The following is a 16,125-nucleotide window of genomic DNA, read 5'->3' on the forward strand; positions in this document are numbered from 1 at the left end:
CGGGTTCCGGGCGCGAGGCCCTCGCCCGGATCGCCGGCTTCCTCGTCATAGATGTAGCCGCAGGTGCGGCACTGCCAGGTCTTGTAGGGCTGATCGGCCATGACCCGCCTCAGTGCAGCTTGAAGCGGATCGGCACGGACTTGGGTCCGCAGACGAAGCTGGCGGCCATGCGCTTGGGCGTGCCGTCCAGCTCGACGCTGGCGACGCGCTTGAAGAATTCCTCCCAGAGGATGCGCATCTCCATCCGCGCCAGGTGCTGGCCCAGGCAGACGTGGGCGCCGTAGCCGAAGGCCACGTGCTTGTTGGGCGTGCGGTCGACCTGGAACTCGAAGGGCTTGTCGAACACCGCCTCGTCTCGGTTGCCGGACGGATAGGACAGGAACAGCCAGTCGCCCTTGGCGATCTGCTTGCCGGCCAGCTCGGCGTCGGCCGTGGCGGTGCGCATGAAGTGCTTCACCGGCGTGACCCAGCGGATCGATTCCTCGATCAGGCCGGGGATCAGGCTCTGGTCGGCGGCGACCTTTGCGAACTGGGCGGGGTTCTCGGCCATGGCCCACAGGGCGCCGGCGGTGGTCGAGGAGGTGGTGTCGTGGCCGGCGGTGGCGGCGATGATGTAATAACTCATCGCCTCCAGGTGACCGAGCGGCTGGCCGTTGACCTGGCCATTGGCGATGACGCTGGCCAGGTCCTGGCGCGGATTGGCCCGGCGATCCTCGGTCATGGCGTTGAAGTACAGCATGAAGTCCATCACCACCGACTGGATGGTGTCGACGCCGGTATTGGTGTCCTGGATGTCCGACCCTGTGCGGTTCAGCTCCGGGTCGGCGCTGCCGAACAGCTCTTGCGTCAGTTTCAGCATGCGGGGCTCGTCGGCCTCCGGCACCCCGATCACCTCCATGATCACATGCAGCGGGAAGAGGAAGGCGACATCGCGGGCGAAGTCGCAGCGGTCGCCCTTCTCAACCATCCGGTCGATGAAGCCCTTGGCGATCTCGCGAATCCGGGTCTCCAGCACGCGTAGGTTCTGCGGCACGAAGGAGCCCTGGGTCAGGCGGCGATAGGCCATGTGGTCGGGGTTATCCATCTGGACCAGGGAGCGGACCAGGTGGGGCGAGCCGCCCATCATCTCGCGGACCTTCTTGTCGGCGTCGATGGTGGTGAGCACGGTCGAGCGGTCGCCGTTGTGGAACAGCTCGTTCTGCTTCTCGACCTCGAGGATGTCGGCATGACGGGTCACCACCCAGAAGGGATCGAAGCCCTCGGGCTGGGCCACGTCCAGGGGCTGGTCCTTGCGCAGCTGGGCGAAGGCCTGGTCGACCCGGTCGCCATCGGCATAGGCGCGGGGGTCCACGATAGTGTTGGCGATATCGGACGAAATGGTCATGGGCGGTTCCTGGCGTGCTTCCCTGGGGTGTCGTTGCGTCTGCGCGGCGTCCACTTGCTAGTTGTCCAACAAGTAAATAGGCTTTGCAACATGTCCCTTACGGAAGCGCCTTCGAAAGTCCGCCGCAGCCAGGCCGAGCGTCGCGACGAGTCCGAGCGCCGACTGCTGGCGGCCGCCGCCGAACTGGTGGTCGAGCGCGGCATGGGGGCGGCGACCTTCGAGAATATCGGGGCGCGGGCCGGCTATAGCCGGGGCCTGGTGACCCAGAGGTTCGGGTCCAAGCAGGGGCTGATCGAGGCGATGATCGCCCAGCTGCAGGGCCGGCTGGGCGCCCTGCTGCTTGAGCGCCAGATCGAGACCCTGCCGGGGCTCGAGGCGGTGCTGACCTATGTCGAGGTGTTCCTGTCGGCGCTGGACCGCGATGGGGAGCTGCGCGCCTATTTCGTGCTGCTGGCCTCGGCCGTGGCCGATGTCTCGGAGCTGCGCGCGCCCTTCGCCGAGGCCCACAAGGGGGTGGAGAAGAACCTGGAGGCCCTGTTCCTCAAGGGCCAGGCCGAGGGCTCGGTGCGGGCCGGCATGGACGCCGACGCTGCGGCCCTGATGACGGGGGCGCTGCTGTTCGGCCTGTCGATGCAGCTGCTGCTGGACCCGATGATGGACCTGACGCCGATCCGCGAGACCAGCCTGGCGACCCTGAGGTTGAGCTTCGCCGCCTAGTTCGCGGCCACATAGGCGTCGATCTGGGCGATCCGCGCCGCTTTCTCCGCCTCATCCAGGAACGACCCCGAGAAACTGTTCTTCGCCAGGGTGACGAGTTCGGCGCGGGTGAGGTTCACGGCCTCGGCGGTGCGCAGATAGTTGTCGAGAAGGTAGCCGCCGAAATAGGCCGGGTCGTCGGAATTGACCGTGGCCTTCAGCCCCAGGTCCAGCATGCGCTTCAGGGGATGGCCTGCGAGGTCGTCGACCACGCAGAGCTTGAGGTTGGACAGCGGGCAGACAGTGAGGGTCATGCCCTCGGCGACCAGGCGGGCGGTCAGGCGGGCGTCTTCCAGCGAACGGTTGCCATGGTCGATGCGGTCGACCTTCAAGAGGTCCAGCGCCTCCCACACATAGTCCGGCGGGCCCTCCTCGCCGGCATGGGCGACCAGCTTCAGACCGGCGGCGCGGCAGGCCGCGAACACCCGCGCGAACTTGGATGGCGGATGGCCGACCTCGGAGGAATCCAGGCCGACCCCGGCGATGCGGTCCAGCCAGGGCTCGGCGGCCTTCAGGGTGGCGAAGGCGGCGTCCTCGTCCAGGTGGCGCAGGAAGCAGAGGATCAGCTTGGAGGTGACGCCCAGCTCCTGCTCGGCCTGGGCCATGCCGGCCAGGAGCCCGTCGATGGCGATGGAGAAAGGCAGGCCGCGATCGGTGTGGGTCTGGGGGTCGAAGAACATCTCCGCATGGGTTCCGCCGTCGGCGGCGAGCCGGCGGAAATAGGCCATGGCCAGGTCCTGGAAATCCGCTTCCGTCCGCAGGACCTGGGCGCCCTGGTAGTAGATGTCGAGGAAGTCCTGGAGGTTGGAAAAGGCATAGGCCGCGCGGACCTCGTCCACCGACCTGAACGGCAGGTCGATCCGGTTGCGCGCCGCCAGAGCGAACATCAGCTCGGGCTCCAGGCTGCCCTCGATATGCATGTGCAGCTCGGCCTTGGGCAGGCCCCGGATGAAGTCGGCGAGGGACATGGTGCGCTCCGGATCGGAAGAGCGCCGATCCTAGCGGCCTAGGGGACGAACAGCCAGAAGACGCCGAACAGAACCGCGAGGCTGGCGGCCGTCAGGATCAGGCTGGTGCGCAGGCGGAAGCGCAGGGAGAAGAACAGCACATAGCCGATCAGCGACAGGGCCAGGACCAGGCCGGCCGAGACATCGATCACCGCCTTCCAGACCGCGCCGGCGTTCTTGCCGCGATGCAGTTCGTTGAGGGTGGTGACCAGGTCGGTGCGGGCCACGGTGACCTCGGCCGTGCCGGTCCTGAGGTCGACCAGGATGTCGCTGGAGCCGGTGACGCCCTCCAGCCGGACCTGGGCCTCGTCGTCCAGGATCTCGCCGGACTGATAGGCGCCGCGCAGCTTCAGCTTGGCGGCCAGGACCTTGGTCAGGGCGCGTGACGGATCGGGCGCGGACTTGGCGGCGGCGAGCTCGGCCGGGGTGAGGGTCACGGTCCGCTCGACCGGATGCGGGTCGGGCCGGATGGAGAACCACTCCGGATGGTTCAGGATCAGGCCAGTGCCGGCGAAGAAGATCAGCGCGAGGAAAGCGAAGGCCGAGAGGTAGCCATGCCATAGCCGCGACTGGCGGTAGATCTCGATCTTCAGGTTCGCGCGCGGCTTCGCATCGGCCTTCATTTCAGCGTCCCGTAGCGCACGGCCACGGCGCCCAGTTCGTCCTTGGCCGGGGCGCTGGTCTGCAGCGGCTTGGCGCCCAGATCGACCTCGAAGGTCTCGTAGCTGTGGCCGCCGTGCTCGCGGGTCGCCTCGATATGGACGATGTAGCGGCCCTGGGGGACACGGGCGCCCTTGTCGTCGGTCCCGTCCCAGCCCACGGCGTAGTGGCCGGGCGCGCGGGTCGGCCGGGCCACGGCGTCGAGCAGGCCCGGCTGCTTGCGGCCATAGCGCCGCCACCAGACATAGTTGTCCTCATGGTACTCGGCCTTGGCGCCGAGGATCAGCAGGGTCTTGACCGGGGCCTTGTCGGCGTCGGTCACCCAGACCACCAGATAGGGCTTCTTGTAGTTGGAGGCCGCGACCTTGGGCAGGTCGAAGCCGACCTCCAGCTGGAAGGCTGCGGGCAGGGGCGTGGCGGCCTGGCAGGTCAGTGCCGCCCAGCCGGCGGTCTGGTGGGCGGTCCCGTCGGCGGCCAGGATCAGGGCCTCGGCGCCGGGGACGCGGGCGGCCAGTCTGAGGCCCTCGGCGGGCGGCAGGACGGCCAGGGCGGTGGCCAGAGCGTCGGCGTCGATGGCGCGGGGGGCGATCACGGCGGCCTGGGCGCGCGGTGCGGGCTGGCCGGTGGCGGGGTTCAGCAGGTGGGAGATGGCCTGGCCCTCGACCTGGCGGTCGCGGGGGCCGGGACCGCTGACGGCCAGGGCGCGGTTGGCCAGGCGCAGGGTGGCGAGCGGCGCGGCGTTGTCCTGCAGCCGGGCGGGATCGGCGACCCCGACCGTCCAGTCGCGCGCGCCGGCGCAGACCAGGTCGCCGCCGATGTCGATCAACATCCCCTGCGCGCAGGGCGCGGCCCGGCGGGCGGCGGCCAGAGCGGCGTCGAGGATGTAGCCCTTGGCCAGGCCATCGGGGGCGAAGCGGACACCGTCCGGGCGGCTTACGAACCGGCGGGCGGGGTCGAGGGTCAGGGGCGTGCGGGCGGCCTCGGCCTTGTCGCAGAGCGCCTGGGCTTCGGGCCGCCGGCCGGCGTCGGACCAGGCCGCCTCCACCAGGCCGAGCCGGGCGGAGAAGGCGCCGTCGGAGCGCACCCGCCAGGTCTCGCAGGCGCCGATCACCGCGAACAGGTCGCTCGACACGACGGCGCCCTCCGAGGCGTTGAGGGCGGCAATCTCGCTGTCGTCGCGCCAGCCGGACAGCACCCGGTCCAGGCGGGCGATCTCAGCCTGGGCGGCGGCGAAGGCGAACTGGGCCTCGGCCGGACTGGCGCCCGCGACCGCCATGTCCAAAGAGGTCCCCAGCACATGGTCGGCATGGAAGCGGAAGGTCTCGGGCTCGGCCGGCAGCGGCGTGACGGCGGCGGATGCAGTCATCAGGGCGGAGAGCAGGACGGGGGTCGGCATGAAAGGTCCGGAACTGGAAGCGGGTCGCTCTTGCTAATGATAATAGCTCGCATTAGCAAGGCGATCTGTTCTCGTGGGAGTGCGCACATGCGGCGTCTGATCGGTTTCACGGCGGGCCTGGCCGTCCTGGCTTTGGCGCCTGCCGCCAGCGCGGGCCACATGGCCTATCTCGCGCCCCTGACCTTCGCCCCGCACCGGGACATGGTGACGGTTCAGGCGGCCATGTCGGAGGAGGCGCACATGTTCGTGCCGGACTTTCCGATCCGTGGCGCAGGCGACTTCATGGTCACCGGCCCTGATGGCGTCGCGGCCAAGATCACCTCGGTCACCGTGCTGAAGGAAATGGCGATCGTCGAGGCGCCGCTGGCGAGCGAGGGGACCTATCGGATCTCGAGCGGCGAGCGCGACGGCCGCTCCGCGAAATGGGCCAGGATCGACGGGGTCTGGCGCATGGTGCGCGGGGCGGGTGGTCCGCCGCGTCCGAGCCCGGCGCCTGGCGAAGCGCCGCGCGCCGAGGGTCCGATCGACGAGGCCGCCGTGCCGGCGGGCGCAGAGACGCTGCAGTCGATCAGCACCCAGCGCGCCGACCTCTATGTCACCCGTGGCGCGCCAAAGGCCTTTCCCAAGCCCGTGGGCCAGGGGCTGGAGATCGCGCCGCTCAGCCATCCCAACGACCTCTATGCCGGTGACGCCTTCAGGTTCCAGGTGCTGGTTGATGGCCAGCCTGCGGTCGGCGCGACGCTATCCATTGTGCGGGCCAATGACGCCTATGCCGCCCAGCATTTCACCTGGTCCGGAACCACGAAGGGCGGGGCCGGCGAGGCCGTCACCTTCGACCAGCCCGGAGTCTATGTGATCCAGGCCCAGTATCCGCCCCGGGTCGAGGGCGCGGCGCCGGTGGCCAAATCCATGACCGCCACCCTGACCTTCGAGGTGTCGCGCTGAAGGCGGCGGCTTGACGCGCGCCCCCGCGACCCTGGCTAATGGGCTCATTCAAACACACGTTTGGGAGGACGCCCCGTCATGAAGATCAAGACCCGCATCACCGAACTGCTGGGCGTCGAATATCCGATCGTCCAGGCCCCCATGGGCTGGATCGCCCGCTCGGCCCTGGCCTCGGCGGTGTCGAACGCCGGTGGCCTGGGGATCATCGAGACCTCGTCCGGCGACCTCCCGGCTGTGCGCGAGGAGGTCAAGAAGATGCGCCAGCTGACCGACAAGCCGTTCGGGGTGAACATCGCCCAGGCCTATGTCCGCGACGCCGACATCGTCTCCTTCGTGGTCGACCAGGGGGTGAAGTTCGTCACCACCTCGGCCGGCGATCCCAACCGCTATTGCAGCGCGCTGAAGGAAGCCGGCCTGACCGTGTTCCACGTGGTGCCGTCCCTGGCGGCGGCGGCCAAGGCGATCGAGGCCGGGGTCGACGGCCTGGTGGTCGAGGGCGCTGAGGGCGGCGGGTTCAAGAATTCTCGCGACGTGTCGTCCATGGTGCTGCTGCCCCTGGTCTGCTCGAAGTTCGACGTGCCGATCATCGCCGCCGGCGGCATGGTCGACGGCCGCACCATGGCCGCGGCCTTCGCGCTGGGGGCCGAGGGCGTCCAGATGGGCACCCGCATGGTCTCGGCCGCCGAGAGCCCGGTGCACCAGAACTGGAAGGACGCCATCGTCGCGGCCAAGGAGACCGACACGGTGTTCCTGAACCGCTTCGGCCCGGGGCCCGCCTGCCGGGCGTTGCGCACCGAAAAGACCAGCCTGCTGGAGCGCGAGCCCGGCGAGAACGGCGTCGCGCCCGAGTTCCGCAATTCCCAGGCGCTCTATTTCGGCGGCGACATGGAGGCCTCGATCGCCCTGTCGGGCCAGGTCGCCGGGCGGATCGACGCCGTGAAGCCGGTGGCCCAGATCATCGGCGAGATCGTCGCCGAGTTCGACGAGGTCATGGCGCGGATGGCGGACAAGTACGCCCGGGTCTCGGGCTGATCAGGGCGCGGGTCGGCGGGCGGGATTGAGCCCGCCGCCGACATAGCCCAGGGCGGCGGCCTCGCGCACGGCCTGGGAGCGGCCGACGACGTGCAGCTTCTGGGCGGCGTTCTTTAGGTGAAACCGCACGGTGGGGGCGGCGATCTGGATCAGCTCGGCGATCACCGCGTCGGTCTTGCCGGCCGCAGCCCACTTCAGGCACTGGATCTCGCGGCGGGTCAGGCGGGCGGCGGCTGCGGCGGGCAGGGCGCCCCGGGCCTCGTGATAGGTCGCCATCAGCTTCAGGGCTGCGGCGTGCAGGCGCGCGGCCTGGGCGTCGAAGAGGGCGGCCACGTCGACGGAGGGGTCGGGGGTCGCCCAGACCACGGTTCCGATCACCCCGCCGGGCAGATAGGCCGGGGCGATGATGGCGCCCGCCACCCCGTGGTCCTTGGCCGACTGGTCGACGGCGATGGAGTCCAGGCGCGGCGTCGGCCGCCAGGTGGCGAAGCGACCCTGGTGGAAATAGAACGGCTCGGCCATGTAGCGGGCGGCCAGCACGAAGGGCGCGCGCAGGGCGAAGCCCCGGTCGCGCCAATAGGCGAGGTCCGGATCGACCCAGCGGAACACGCTCTCGGCCAGGGGCAGGCCATCGGCGCCCAGCATGGGGTCGGGGCTGGAGATATCGGCGCTGGCGGCCACGAAGGGCAGGTCGATCTCACGACCCAGCTCGGCGACTGCCCGGGCCAGCTGGTCGGCGAGGGTCAGGTCCGCCAGTCTTTCCTCGGGCGGCGGCATGTCGGGCTCCCTCACGGCGAGGCGGAAAAGCCAAGCTATCACTCCCGATAGCTTGATTGCCGGCCGGTCTTGGTGATGGCTAGACCGATAAGCGGCGTCGGGAAACGGCGCCCCAGGGGAAGTGCGCCATGAATCTCGACCTTTCGCCGCAAGATCTGGCCTTCCGCGACGAGGTCCGCGCCTTTCTGGACGGCGCGCTGACGCCCGAGCTGCGCCAGGCGGGACGCCGCGCCACCAGCGTGTTCATGGACAAGACCTACAGCCTGGCCTGGCAAAAGATCCTGCACCAGCGCGGCTGGGTCGCCCCGGCCTGGCCGGTGCAGTATGGCGGCCCCGGCTGGAACGAGATGCAGCGCCACATCTTCGCCGCCGAATGCGCCCGGGCCGGCGCGCCCAGCCTGTCCCCCATGGGGCTGAAGATGGTCGGGCCGGTGATCATGGGCTACGGCACCGATGAGCAGAAGGCCTACTACCTGCCGCGCATGCTGGCCGGCGAGGACTATTGGTGCCAGGGTTATTCCGAGCCGGGCGCCGGCTCCGACCTCGCCGCCCTGCAGCTGCGGGCCCGGCTGGACGGCGACTGTTACGTGCTCGACGGCTCGAAGATCTGGACGACCCACGCCCACTGGGCAAACCGGATGTTCTGCCTCGTCCGGACCCTGACGGAGGGCAAGCCCCAGGCGGGAATCACCTTCCTGCTGCTGGAGATGGACACGCCCGGGATCAGCGTGAAGCCGATCGTCACCCTGGCCGGCGAGCACGAGGTGAACCAGGTATTCTTCGACAATGTCCGGGTTCCGGTCTCCGGTCGGATCGGGGCGGAGAACGCCGGCTGGACGGTGGCCAAGTATCTGCTCGAGTTCGAGCGCGGCGGCGGATCTTCGGCGGGGCTGAAGGTTTCCTATGAGCGGCTGAAGACGCTCGCGCGGGAAGAGGCCGGCGACGGCGGCGGGGCGTTGATCCAGGACGCGGCCTTCCGCGCCAAACTGGCGGCGGCGGGGGTGGCGCTGGACGCCATCGAGATGACCGAGCACCGGGTGCTGGCGGCGCTGGCCTCGGGCAACAATCCGGGACCGGCTTCGTCGATGCTGAAGACCCAGGGCACCGAGGCCATGCAGCGGCTGGACGAGATCGCCATCGAGGGCCTGGCCCACTATGCCGCAGTCGAGCAGCTGGAGGCCCGCGCGCCGGGCGCCAACACGTCCTTCATCGGCCCGGAGCACGGCCTGACCAGCATGGCGCGCTACATGAACAACCGCGCCGCCTCGATCTATGGCGGCTCGAACGAGATCCAGCGGGACATCATGGCCCGGCTGGTGCTGGGCCTCTGAAACCCTTGCCGTAGCGGGACCTGTCGCGCCCAGAGCACAGGGGCTGGGGTTTCGCCCCGAACCTATCAGCTTCGATAGCTTGTTCCGGACCCCCGGTTTGGGGAGCTTCCCCTTCGACAGACCACGGGCGCCCTCGCAGGCGAGCCGGGCTATTGGGGAGTAGAGACCTATGATTGAGACCAAGACCTTGCGCGCCATGCTGGCGCTTGGCGTGTCCGCCGGCGCGCTGATGAGCTTCGCGCCCGCCTTTGCCGCCGCCGAGGCCGACCAGACCACCACGGTCGACGCCATCGTGGTCACGGCCCAACGCCGCGAAGAGACCGCCAACAGCGTCGGCATGGCCATCCAGGCGTTCCGCGGCGACCAGCTGGAAAAGCTGCACGTCACCAATGTGAAGGACCTGGCCAGCGTCGTGCCGAGCTTCTCGGTGTCGCAAAGCTATCAGGGCGTGCCGACCTACACCCTGCGCGGGATCGGCTTCAACACCATCAACATGTCGGCCACCTCGACGGTCGGCACCTATGTCGACGAGGTCGCCTACGCCTATCCGATGATGAACACCGGGCCGGTCATGGACCTGGCGCGGGTGGAAGTGCTGAAGGGGCCCCAGGGCACGCTCTATGGCCGCAACACCACGGCCGGCCTGATCGACTTCGTCACCAACAAGCCGACCAATGACTTCCACGCCCAGGTCTCCGCCGAGGTCGGCAACTATAAGACCCACAATTTCGAGGGCATGATCTCCGGCCCGCTGGGCGACAAGGTGCAGGGCCGCCTGGCTTTCCGCACCGACGACAGCGATGAGGGCTGGCAGAAGTCCAACAGCCGCGGCGAGAAGCTGGGCGAGGTCCACCGCTACGGGGTGCGCGGGGCCCTGGCTTTCCAGCCCACCGACGCCCTGGCCATCGACCTCAGCTACACCGCCTGGAAGAACCAGTCGGACACCGTGGCGGCCCAGGGCATCGGCTTCACGCCCTCGACCGACCCGGCGCTGGGCAAGACCACCAGCCTGTTCAACGCTCCGGGCCTGGCGAGCTATATCGCCACCCATGTTCCCACCTCGGGCGACCAGGCCGACTGGGCGCCCTATTCCACCCGCGCCACGGACGTCGGCACCGGCCTGGGCATCGGCGGACCGCTGCGCGAGAACAACACCTTCAACGCGGTCAAGCTGCGGGTCGGCTATGACCTGAGCGACGACGTGAAGATCGTCTCCCTGACCAGCTACAACAAGCTGAAGCGCGATGCGGTGTTCGACTGGTCGGGCGCGCCCTACGAGATCCTGGTCCAGCACGCCGAAGGCGACATCGAATCCATCGCCGAGGAACTGCATGCCGAGGGCCACACCGACAAGGCCAACTGGCTGGTCGGCGCCTATTACGGCAAGGACACCATCCTCGATTCCAACCGCACCCTGCTCGGCCAGAACGCCAATGTGCCGTTCATCCGCTACTACACCCTGACCCTGCTGGGCACGCCGTTCAACGCGGGCGGCTACACCCCGCTGCAGGCCAGCCAGGCGTTCCGCACCTATCGTGACGTCGGCAATATCAAGACCACCACGGAAAGCGTCTTCGCCAATGGCGACTACCGGCTGACCGAGGCCCTGAAGCTGACTGCGGGCATCCGCTACACCCAGGACAAGCAGGACTTCGCCGGCTGCAGCCGCGACTTCAACGGCAACATGCTGCCCAATGTGAACGTCACCAACCGCGCCCTGTTCTTCGGGGCCAACGGCCTGGTGGCGCCGATCACCCAGGGCCAGTGCAACACCTTCAACCCCACGACCCACAGCTTCGGCATCGTCACCTCCAAGCTCGACGAGGACAATGTGGCCTGGCGGGTGTCGCTGGACTGGAAGCCCACGGACAATGTGCTGCTGTACGGGGCGGTGTCGCGCGGGGCCAAGGCCGGCGCGACACCGATCAACGCCGCCAACATCTCCACCCAGGACGCCCCGGCCCGCCAGGAACTGCTGCTGGCCTATGAGGCCGGGATCAAGGCGGCCCTGTTCGAGCGCCGGGTGCAGGCCAACGTCTCGGCTTTCTACTATGATTACAAGGACAAGCAGCTCAGCGTCTATTTCGCCGACCCGATCTATACGGCCCTGGCCCGCCTGGCCAATGTGCCGAAGTCGGAGGCCTATGGGCTCGACGGCGACGTCACCTGGCGCGTCACGTCTTCCCTGACCCTGATGGGGTCGGGCACCTGGCTGCACACCGAGGTGAAGGGCTATACGGGGATCAATGCGGCGGGGCAGACCACCAGCTTCGACGGCAAGCCCTTCCTCTACAGCCCGGTCTTCCAGGGCAGTCTGACGGCGCTCTACAATCACGACCTGACCGACAAGCTCGGCCTGCAGGTGGCGATCAATGGCCACCATCAGACCAAGTCGCACGCCGACCTGGACGGCAATCCGCTGTTCGGCATCCCGGACTACAGCACGCTCAACGCCAGCATCGGCATCCACGCGCTGGACGACAAGTGGGAGGCGGCGCTCTGGGGCCGCAACCTGACGGACGAGTACTATTGGTCGGCGGTCAGCTCGAACGCCAACGTCGTGGTCCGCTTCCCGGGCCAGACCCGCACCTTCGGCGCGTCCTTCACGGTGAAATACTAGATCTGATTAGGCTGTCGGCCGCCGTGGCTTCTTCCCCCACGGCGGGGGCGCCTGATGCACGGGGAGGGGCGGCGTCCGGGTGACCGGGCGCCGTTCTGTTTTCAGGCGGCGACCGAGCGGGGTTCGTCCTCGACGGCGTAGCTTTCGGCGTCCCACAGATTGTCCCATTCGGCCCAGCGGGCGGCGGCGTCACGGACCCGGGCGTCGTCGCGGACCGAGACCACTTCGCCCTGGCCTTCATCCCAGACCACGGTCAGGTCGGACAGGCGGTGGTCGCCCGGGCTCAGCCGGCCCTGAGCGATCAGGGTCTCGACCATGTCGGGGCTGAGGCGCAGCTTCATGCGGCCGCCGGCCATGCGGGTGCAGAGATCGGCATGGGTGATGACCTTGGCGATCATGCCCGCGTCAGCGACCGTCTGGGGCCGGCGCGCATCGAACAGGAACAGCGGTTCCGAGCGGGCGGCGCGGGCGGGGCGGAGGTGAGCGACGTTGGGCATGAGCAGCTCCTTTCGTTTCGGCAAGGATCACCCTAGGGGGTCGATGCGTCAGAAACGGTCGTAGGTTTTTGCTATGTTCTCTTTTTCCGAGGCCCAGGCGGCCGGACCGACTCGGCCTATCAACGGGTGACGACTCTTGGGGTTGCCTGGAGACTGCATGCGCCTGCTCGCCCTCTGCGGCAGCCTGAGGGCTGTCTCCTCCAATGGTTCGGCCCTGGTCGCCGCCGCGCAGCTGGCGCCGGCCGGCGTGGAGGTCGTGATCTATCCGGGGCTTGGCGACCTGCCGCACTTCAATCCGGACCTCGACACCGAGGCCCCGCCGGAGCCCGTCCTCGCCCTGCGCCGCGAGATCGGCCTGAGCGACGGCCTGATCCTCAGCACGCCGGAATACGCCCACGGGCTTCCCGGGGCGCTGAAGAACGGGCTGGACTGGCTGGTCTCCAGCCTGGAGTTCGCCGACACGCCGACCATCCTCATCAACACCTCGCCGGCCTCGGTCCATGCTCCCGCCCAGCTGCGCGAGATCCTGACCACCATGTCGGCGCGGCTGGTGGAGGCGGCCTTCGTCACCCTGAACCTGCGCGGCCGCGGCCTCGACGCCGCCGGGATCGCGGCGGACCCCGACCTGTCGGCGGCCCTGGCGGGCGGGCTTGAACGCCTGGTCGCGGCCATCGCCGCCCAGCCCCGCGCCCGCTGGTAGCGCGCGGCCCGGCCCGGTAGAGTTCGCGACCTTCAGGGGAGATCGGCGTTTGCGGCACGAGAAGGCGACACGGCTATTGGAGCTGGCCCGCCTGCTGGCCTCTTCCGCCGAGGGCCTCACCCTGGACGAGATGGCCCGGGCCCTGGGGGTTGGGCGACGCACGGCCGAGCGCATGCGCGACGCGGTCCGCGAGGCCTTCCCGCAGATGGAGGAGGTCGATGATCCGCCGACCCGGCGGTTCCGGATTCCGGCCGGGCTGGACGGCATTTTCCAGGCGCCGACCGCCGACGAGTTCGCCGCCCTGCGCGCGGCGGCGGAGAATTTCCGCACGCTCGGCGCCACCACCCGCGCGGCGGCCCTGACCAGCCTGGAGCAGAAGGTGCTGTCGGCGGTGCGGGCCGGGGTGCGCCGCAAGCTGGCGCCCGACATGGAGGCCCTGCTGGAGGCCGAGATCATGTCCTTCCAGGCAGGCCCTCGCCCCTTCGAGGACCAGACGGTGCTGGGGCCGGTGCGCGAGGCGATCATGTCGCTGCGCCGGCTGCGCTTCAAATATGAGGGCGGCTCGACCCCGGGGCGGGAGCGGGAGGTGACCCCCTTCGGCCTGCTGTTCGGGCGGGCCAATTATCTGGTCGGCGCCGAGGGCCCCTCGACCGAGCCCAGGACCTGGCGCCTCGACCGCATCCGCGACATCAAGGTCAGCCCGACGCCGGGCGCCCGGCCAGCGGGCTTCACCCTGCAGGCCTTCGTCACCCGCAGCTTCGGCATTTATCAGGACGCGGTGCAGGAGGTGCGCCTACGCATCCTGCCCCACGGCGCGGAGGAAGCCCTGGTCTGGCGCTTCCACCCGACCCAGACCCTGGAGCGCCAGGCCGACGGATCGGTGCTGGCGACCTTCCAGGCGGGCGGCATGCGGGAACTGGCCTGGCACCTGTTCACCTGGGGCGACAAGGTCGAGATCCTGGCGCCTGAGCGGCTGAAGACCATGATGGCTGAGGAACTGGCCGTGGCTGTGAAGGCGCACGGCCCCTTGGGGAGCGGCTAGACCCGCTTCGCCCGGCTCCAGCTCCACAGATAGAGGCCCAGCGGCGTGATCAGGAAGGCCGCGCCGGCGATCCACAGGGCCTTGTCCTGGAAGGCGTCGCCGACCAGGGCCAGCGGGGTCCCGTTGCTGGTGACCACGATCAGCCCGGCCAGGGCGACATTGAACAGGCTCTCGCCGACGATGAGGCCCGAGACCATCAGCACCCCCAGGCGCTTGGCGACGCCGCCGTGGGGCGAGCGTTCGACCAGCTTGTCATAGATCCAGCCGGCGACCGCGCCGATCACCACCGGGAAGGTGACGGTGGAGGGCAGGTAGATCGCGATGCCGACGCCGAGCGGCGGCAGGCTGAGCGCACCGCCGGGACGATCGCGGGTCACCGCGCGCAGGGTCTCGTCGATGGCCACCAGCACGGCGCCCAGGACGCCGCCGACGCCGAGCAGGCCCCAATCCAGCTTGCCGCCGATCACCCCGGTGGCGATGGTCGAGATCAGGGTCGCCTGGGGCGCGGGCAGGGGATGGGCCGAGATGCCGTGGGTCGCGCCGGCGAAGCCATAGGCGTGGTTGAGCAGGTCGAGAATCGGCGGGATGACGGCCGAGCCGGCGACTACCCCGATCACCAGGGCGACCTGTTGCCGCCAGGGGGTGGCGTCGACCAGCTGGCCGGTCTTGAGGTCTTGCAGGTTGTCATTGGCGCTGACCGCCACGGCCAGCAATATGCCGGTGACCAGCAGGGCGAAGGCCACCATGGGCTTGGGATCGCCGGCTCCGATCAGCGGCTTGGCGATGGCGGCGATGGTGAGCGCCGAACCCAGCACGGCCAGGATCGCCAGGCCGGACACCGGGCTGTTGGACGAGCCGATCAGCCCGGCCATGTAGCCGCAGACCGCCGCCACGGCGAAGCCGCCGACCACGATATAGGCCAGCGAGGCCAGGGTGAGCGGGGCGAGCAGCGGGGCCAGAGGCCCGCCGCCGATGAACTTCATCACCACCAGGGCGATGGGGACCAGGCAGGCCAGGGACACGGCGCCCACCCAGAAGATCGGCATGTCACGCTCGACCAGGGGCAGGTCGGCGGCCTCGCCGGCGCTGCGGCGGCTTTGTGCGGCCATGGCCGAGGCCAGGCCCTGGCCCACGGGCACAATCAGCTTGCCGAGCGTCCAGATGGAGGCGACGGCGATGGCGCCGGCCCCGATGAACCGGACCTTATGCGACCAGACGCCCGTGGCGATGTCGGCGGCGGGACCCACGGCCGGGGCCAGGTGGGTGAGGATCGGCACGGCCGCGCCCCAGGCGATCACCAGGCCGGCCAGCATGGCGATGCCGACCGAGATGCCCATCAGGTGGCCGGCGCCCAGGAGGGCGAGCGACATGGAGGCGCCGATGCCGGTGGCCGCCCCGCCGGTCCCGACCCGGAAATAGACCGCGACCTCGCCGGCGAAGACCCGCACCGCCGCGCCCGCCGCGAACAGGGCCGAGACGATCGAGCCCATGGTGATGGCGGCCAGGCCCGCCTGGCCCTCGGCCGCCGCCTCGCCCTCGTGGCCGCGCGCGCCGGAGCCGACCTTCAGCACCTCGGCGGCGGCGACCCCCTCGGGGTAGGGCAGGCTGGATTGGGTGACCAGGGCCCGGCGCAGGGGGATGGTGTACATCACCCCCAGCACCCCGCCGGCCGCGCAGATGCCGAACGAGGTCCAGAACGGGAAGCCCGTCCACCAGCCGATCATCACCAGGCCGGGCAGGACGAAGATCACCGACGCCATGGCCCCGGCCGCCGAGGCGACGGTCTGGACGATGTTGTTCTCGAAGATGGTCGAGGTCTTGAAGCCGCGCAGCAGGGCCATGGAAATGACCGCGGCGGGGATCGAGGAGGCGAAGGTCAGGCCGACCTTGAGGCCCAGATAGACATTGGCCGCCGTGAACACCAGCGTGATGAGAATCCCCAGGATCACGCCCCGAAGGGTGAGCTCGACGCGGGATG

15 protein-coding genes are annotated in these 16,125 nt (G+C 69.3%); 7 read left to right on the forward strand and 8 right to left on the reverse strand.

Annotated elements, in window-relative coordinates:
* The coding region (locus Q7P21_RS12560) for a rubredoxin (RefSeq protein WP_304177348.1) at positions 1 to 101 on the reverse strand (101 nt) is incomplete at its 3' end.
* A gap of 8 nt (positions 102 to 109) precedes the next feature.
* Positions 110 to 1,384: a cytochrome P450 gene (locus Q7P21_RS12565; RefSeq protein ID WP_304167307.1), complete on the reverse strand. Its 1,275-nt coding sequence runs from the start codon at positions 1,382 to 1,384 to the stop codon at positions 110 to 112.
* Positions 1,385 to 1,474: 90 nt separating this feature from the next.
* On the opposite strand from Q7P21_RS12565, the gene Q7P21_RS12570 reads away from it, so the two are divergent.
* Entirely contained in the window at positions 1,475 to 2,101 is a 627-nt protein-coding gene (locus Q7P21_RS12570; protein ID WP_304167304.1) for a TetR/AcrR family transcriptional regulator, read from the forward strand.
* On the opposite strand, the gene Q7P21_RS12575 is transcribed toward Q7P21_RS12570, so the two are convergent.
* From Q7P21_RS12575 to Q7P21_RS12585, 3 genes are read right to left on the reverse strand one after another with little or no spacing between them, the layout of a single operon-like run.
* A complete protein-coding gene (locus Q7P21_RS12575; RefSeq protein WP_304177331.1) occupies positions 2,098 to 3,108 on the reverse strand; it encodes an adenosine deaminase in 1,011 nt (336 codons plus the stop codon). The two genes, Q7P21_RS12570 and Q7P21_RS12575, sit on opposite strands and share 4 nt — an antisense overlap.
* A 38-nt stretch (positions 3,109 to 3,146) precedes the next feature.
* Positions 3,147 to 3,770, reverse strand: a complete 624-nt coding sequence (locus tag Q7P21_RS12580; RefSeq protein ID WP_304177333.1) for a PepSY-associated TM helix domain-containing protein — start codon at positions 3,768 to 3,770, stop codon at positions 3,147 to 3,149.
* The gene (locus Q7P21_RS12585) at positions 3,767 to 5,203 is read right to left on the reverse strand and encodes a DUF2271 domain-containing protein (protein ID WP_304177335.1); all 1,437 of its coding nucleotides are present in this window, start codon (positions 5,201 to 5,203) and stop codon (positions 3,767 to 3,769) included. Before Q7P21_RS12585 ends, Q7P21_RS12580 begins: the two co-directional genes overlap by 4 nt.
* Before the next feature lie 87 nt (positions 5,204 to 5,290).
* Between Q7P21_RS12585 and Q7P21_RS12590 the strand changes: the two genes are divergently transcribed.
* On the forward strand, positions 5,291 to 6,148 hold the full coding sequence (locus Q7P21_RS12590; RefSeq protein WP_304177337.1) for a DUF4198 domain-containing protein: 858 nt from the start codon (positions 5,291 to 5,293) through the stop codon (positions 6,146 to 6,148).
* 78 nt (positions 6,149 to 6,226) lie between these two features.
* Entirely contained in the window at positions 6,227 to 7,180 is a 954-nt protein-coding gene (locus tag Q7P21_RS12595) for a nitronate monooxygenase family protein (protein ID WP_304177339.1), read from the forward strand.
* On the opposite strand, the gene Q7P21_RS12600 is transcribed toward Q7P21_RS12595, so the two are convergent.
* Entirely contained in the window at positions 7,181 to 7,957 is a 777-nt protein-coding gene (locus Q7P21_RS12600) for a helix-turn-helix transcriptional regulator (protein WP_304167288.1), read from the reverse strand.
* A gap of 128 nt (positions 7,958 to 8,085) precedes the next feature.
* Between Q7P21_RS12600 and Q7P21_RS12605 the strand changes: the two genes are divergently transcribed.
* Positions 8,086 to 9,288, forward strand: coding sequence for an acyl-CoA dehydrogenase family protein (locus Q7P21_RS12605; RefSeq protein WP_304177340.1), 1,203 nt, complete (start codon positions 8,086 to 8,088; stop codon positions 9,286 to 9,288).
* A 169-nt stretch (positions 9,289 to 9,457) separates the two neighbouring features.
* Positions 9,458 to 11,908: a TonB-dependent receptor gene (locus Q7P21_RS12610; RefSeq protein ID WP_304177341.1), complete on the forward strand. Its 2,451-nt coding sequence runs from the start codon at positions 9,458 to 9,460 to the stop codon at positions 11,906 to 11,908.
* Positions 11,909 to 12,009: 101 nt separating this feature from the next.
* On the opposite strand, the gene Q7P21_RS12615 is transcribed toward Q7P21_RS12610, so the two are convergent.
* Positions 12,010 to 12,405, reverse strand: coding sequence for a hypothetical protein (locus Q7P21_RS12615; RefSeq protein WP_304167280.1), 396 nt, complete (start codon positions 12,403 to 12,405; stop codon positions 12,010 to 12,012).
* A gap of 157 nt (positions 12,406 to 12,562) precedes the next feature.
* Here Q7P21_RS12615 and Q7P21_RS12620 point away from each other — a divergent pair, with 157 nt between their 5' ends.
* On the forward strand, positions 12,563 to 13,105 hold the full coding sequence (locus Q7P21_RS12620) for an NADPH-dependent FMN reductase (RefSeq protein ID WP_304177343.1): 543 nt from the start codon (positions 12,563 to 12,565) through the stop codon (positions 13,103 to 13,105).
* Positions 13,106 to 13,154: 49 nt separating this feature from the next.
* Positions 13,155 to 14,147, forward strand: a complete 993-nt coding sequence (locus tag Q7P21_RS12625) for a YafY family protein (RefSeq protein ID WP_304177344.1) — start codon at positions 13,155 to 13,157, stop codon at positions 14,145 to 14,147.
* Here the strand turns inward: Q7P21_RS12625 and Q7P21_RS12630 are convergent.
* Positions 14,144 to 16,125 (reverse strand): OPT family oligopeptide transporter (locus tag Q7P21_RS12630; RefSeq protein WP_304177346.1); only part of this gene is annotated, 1,982 nt, incomplete at its 5' end. The genes Q7P21_RS12625 and Q7P21_RS12630 overlap by 4 nt on opposite strands.

This window comes from Phenylobacterium aquaticum, assembly GCF_947378715.1.
GTDB classification, from domain to species: domain Bacteria; phylum Pseudomonadota; class Alphaproteobacteria; order Caulobacterales; family Caulobacteraceae; genus Phenylobacterium; species Phenylobacterium aquaticum_A.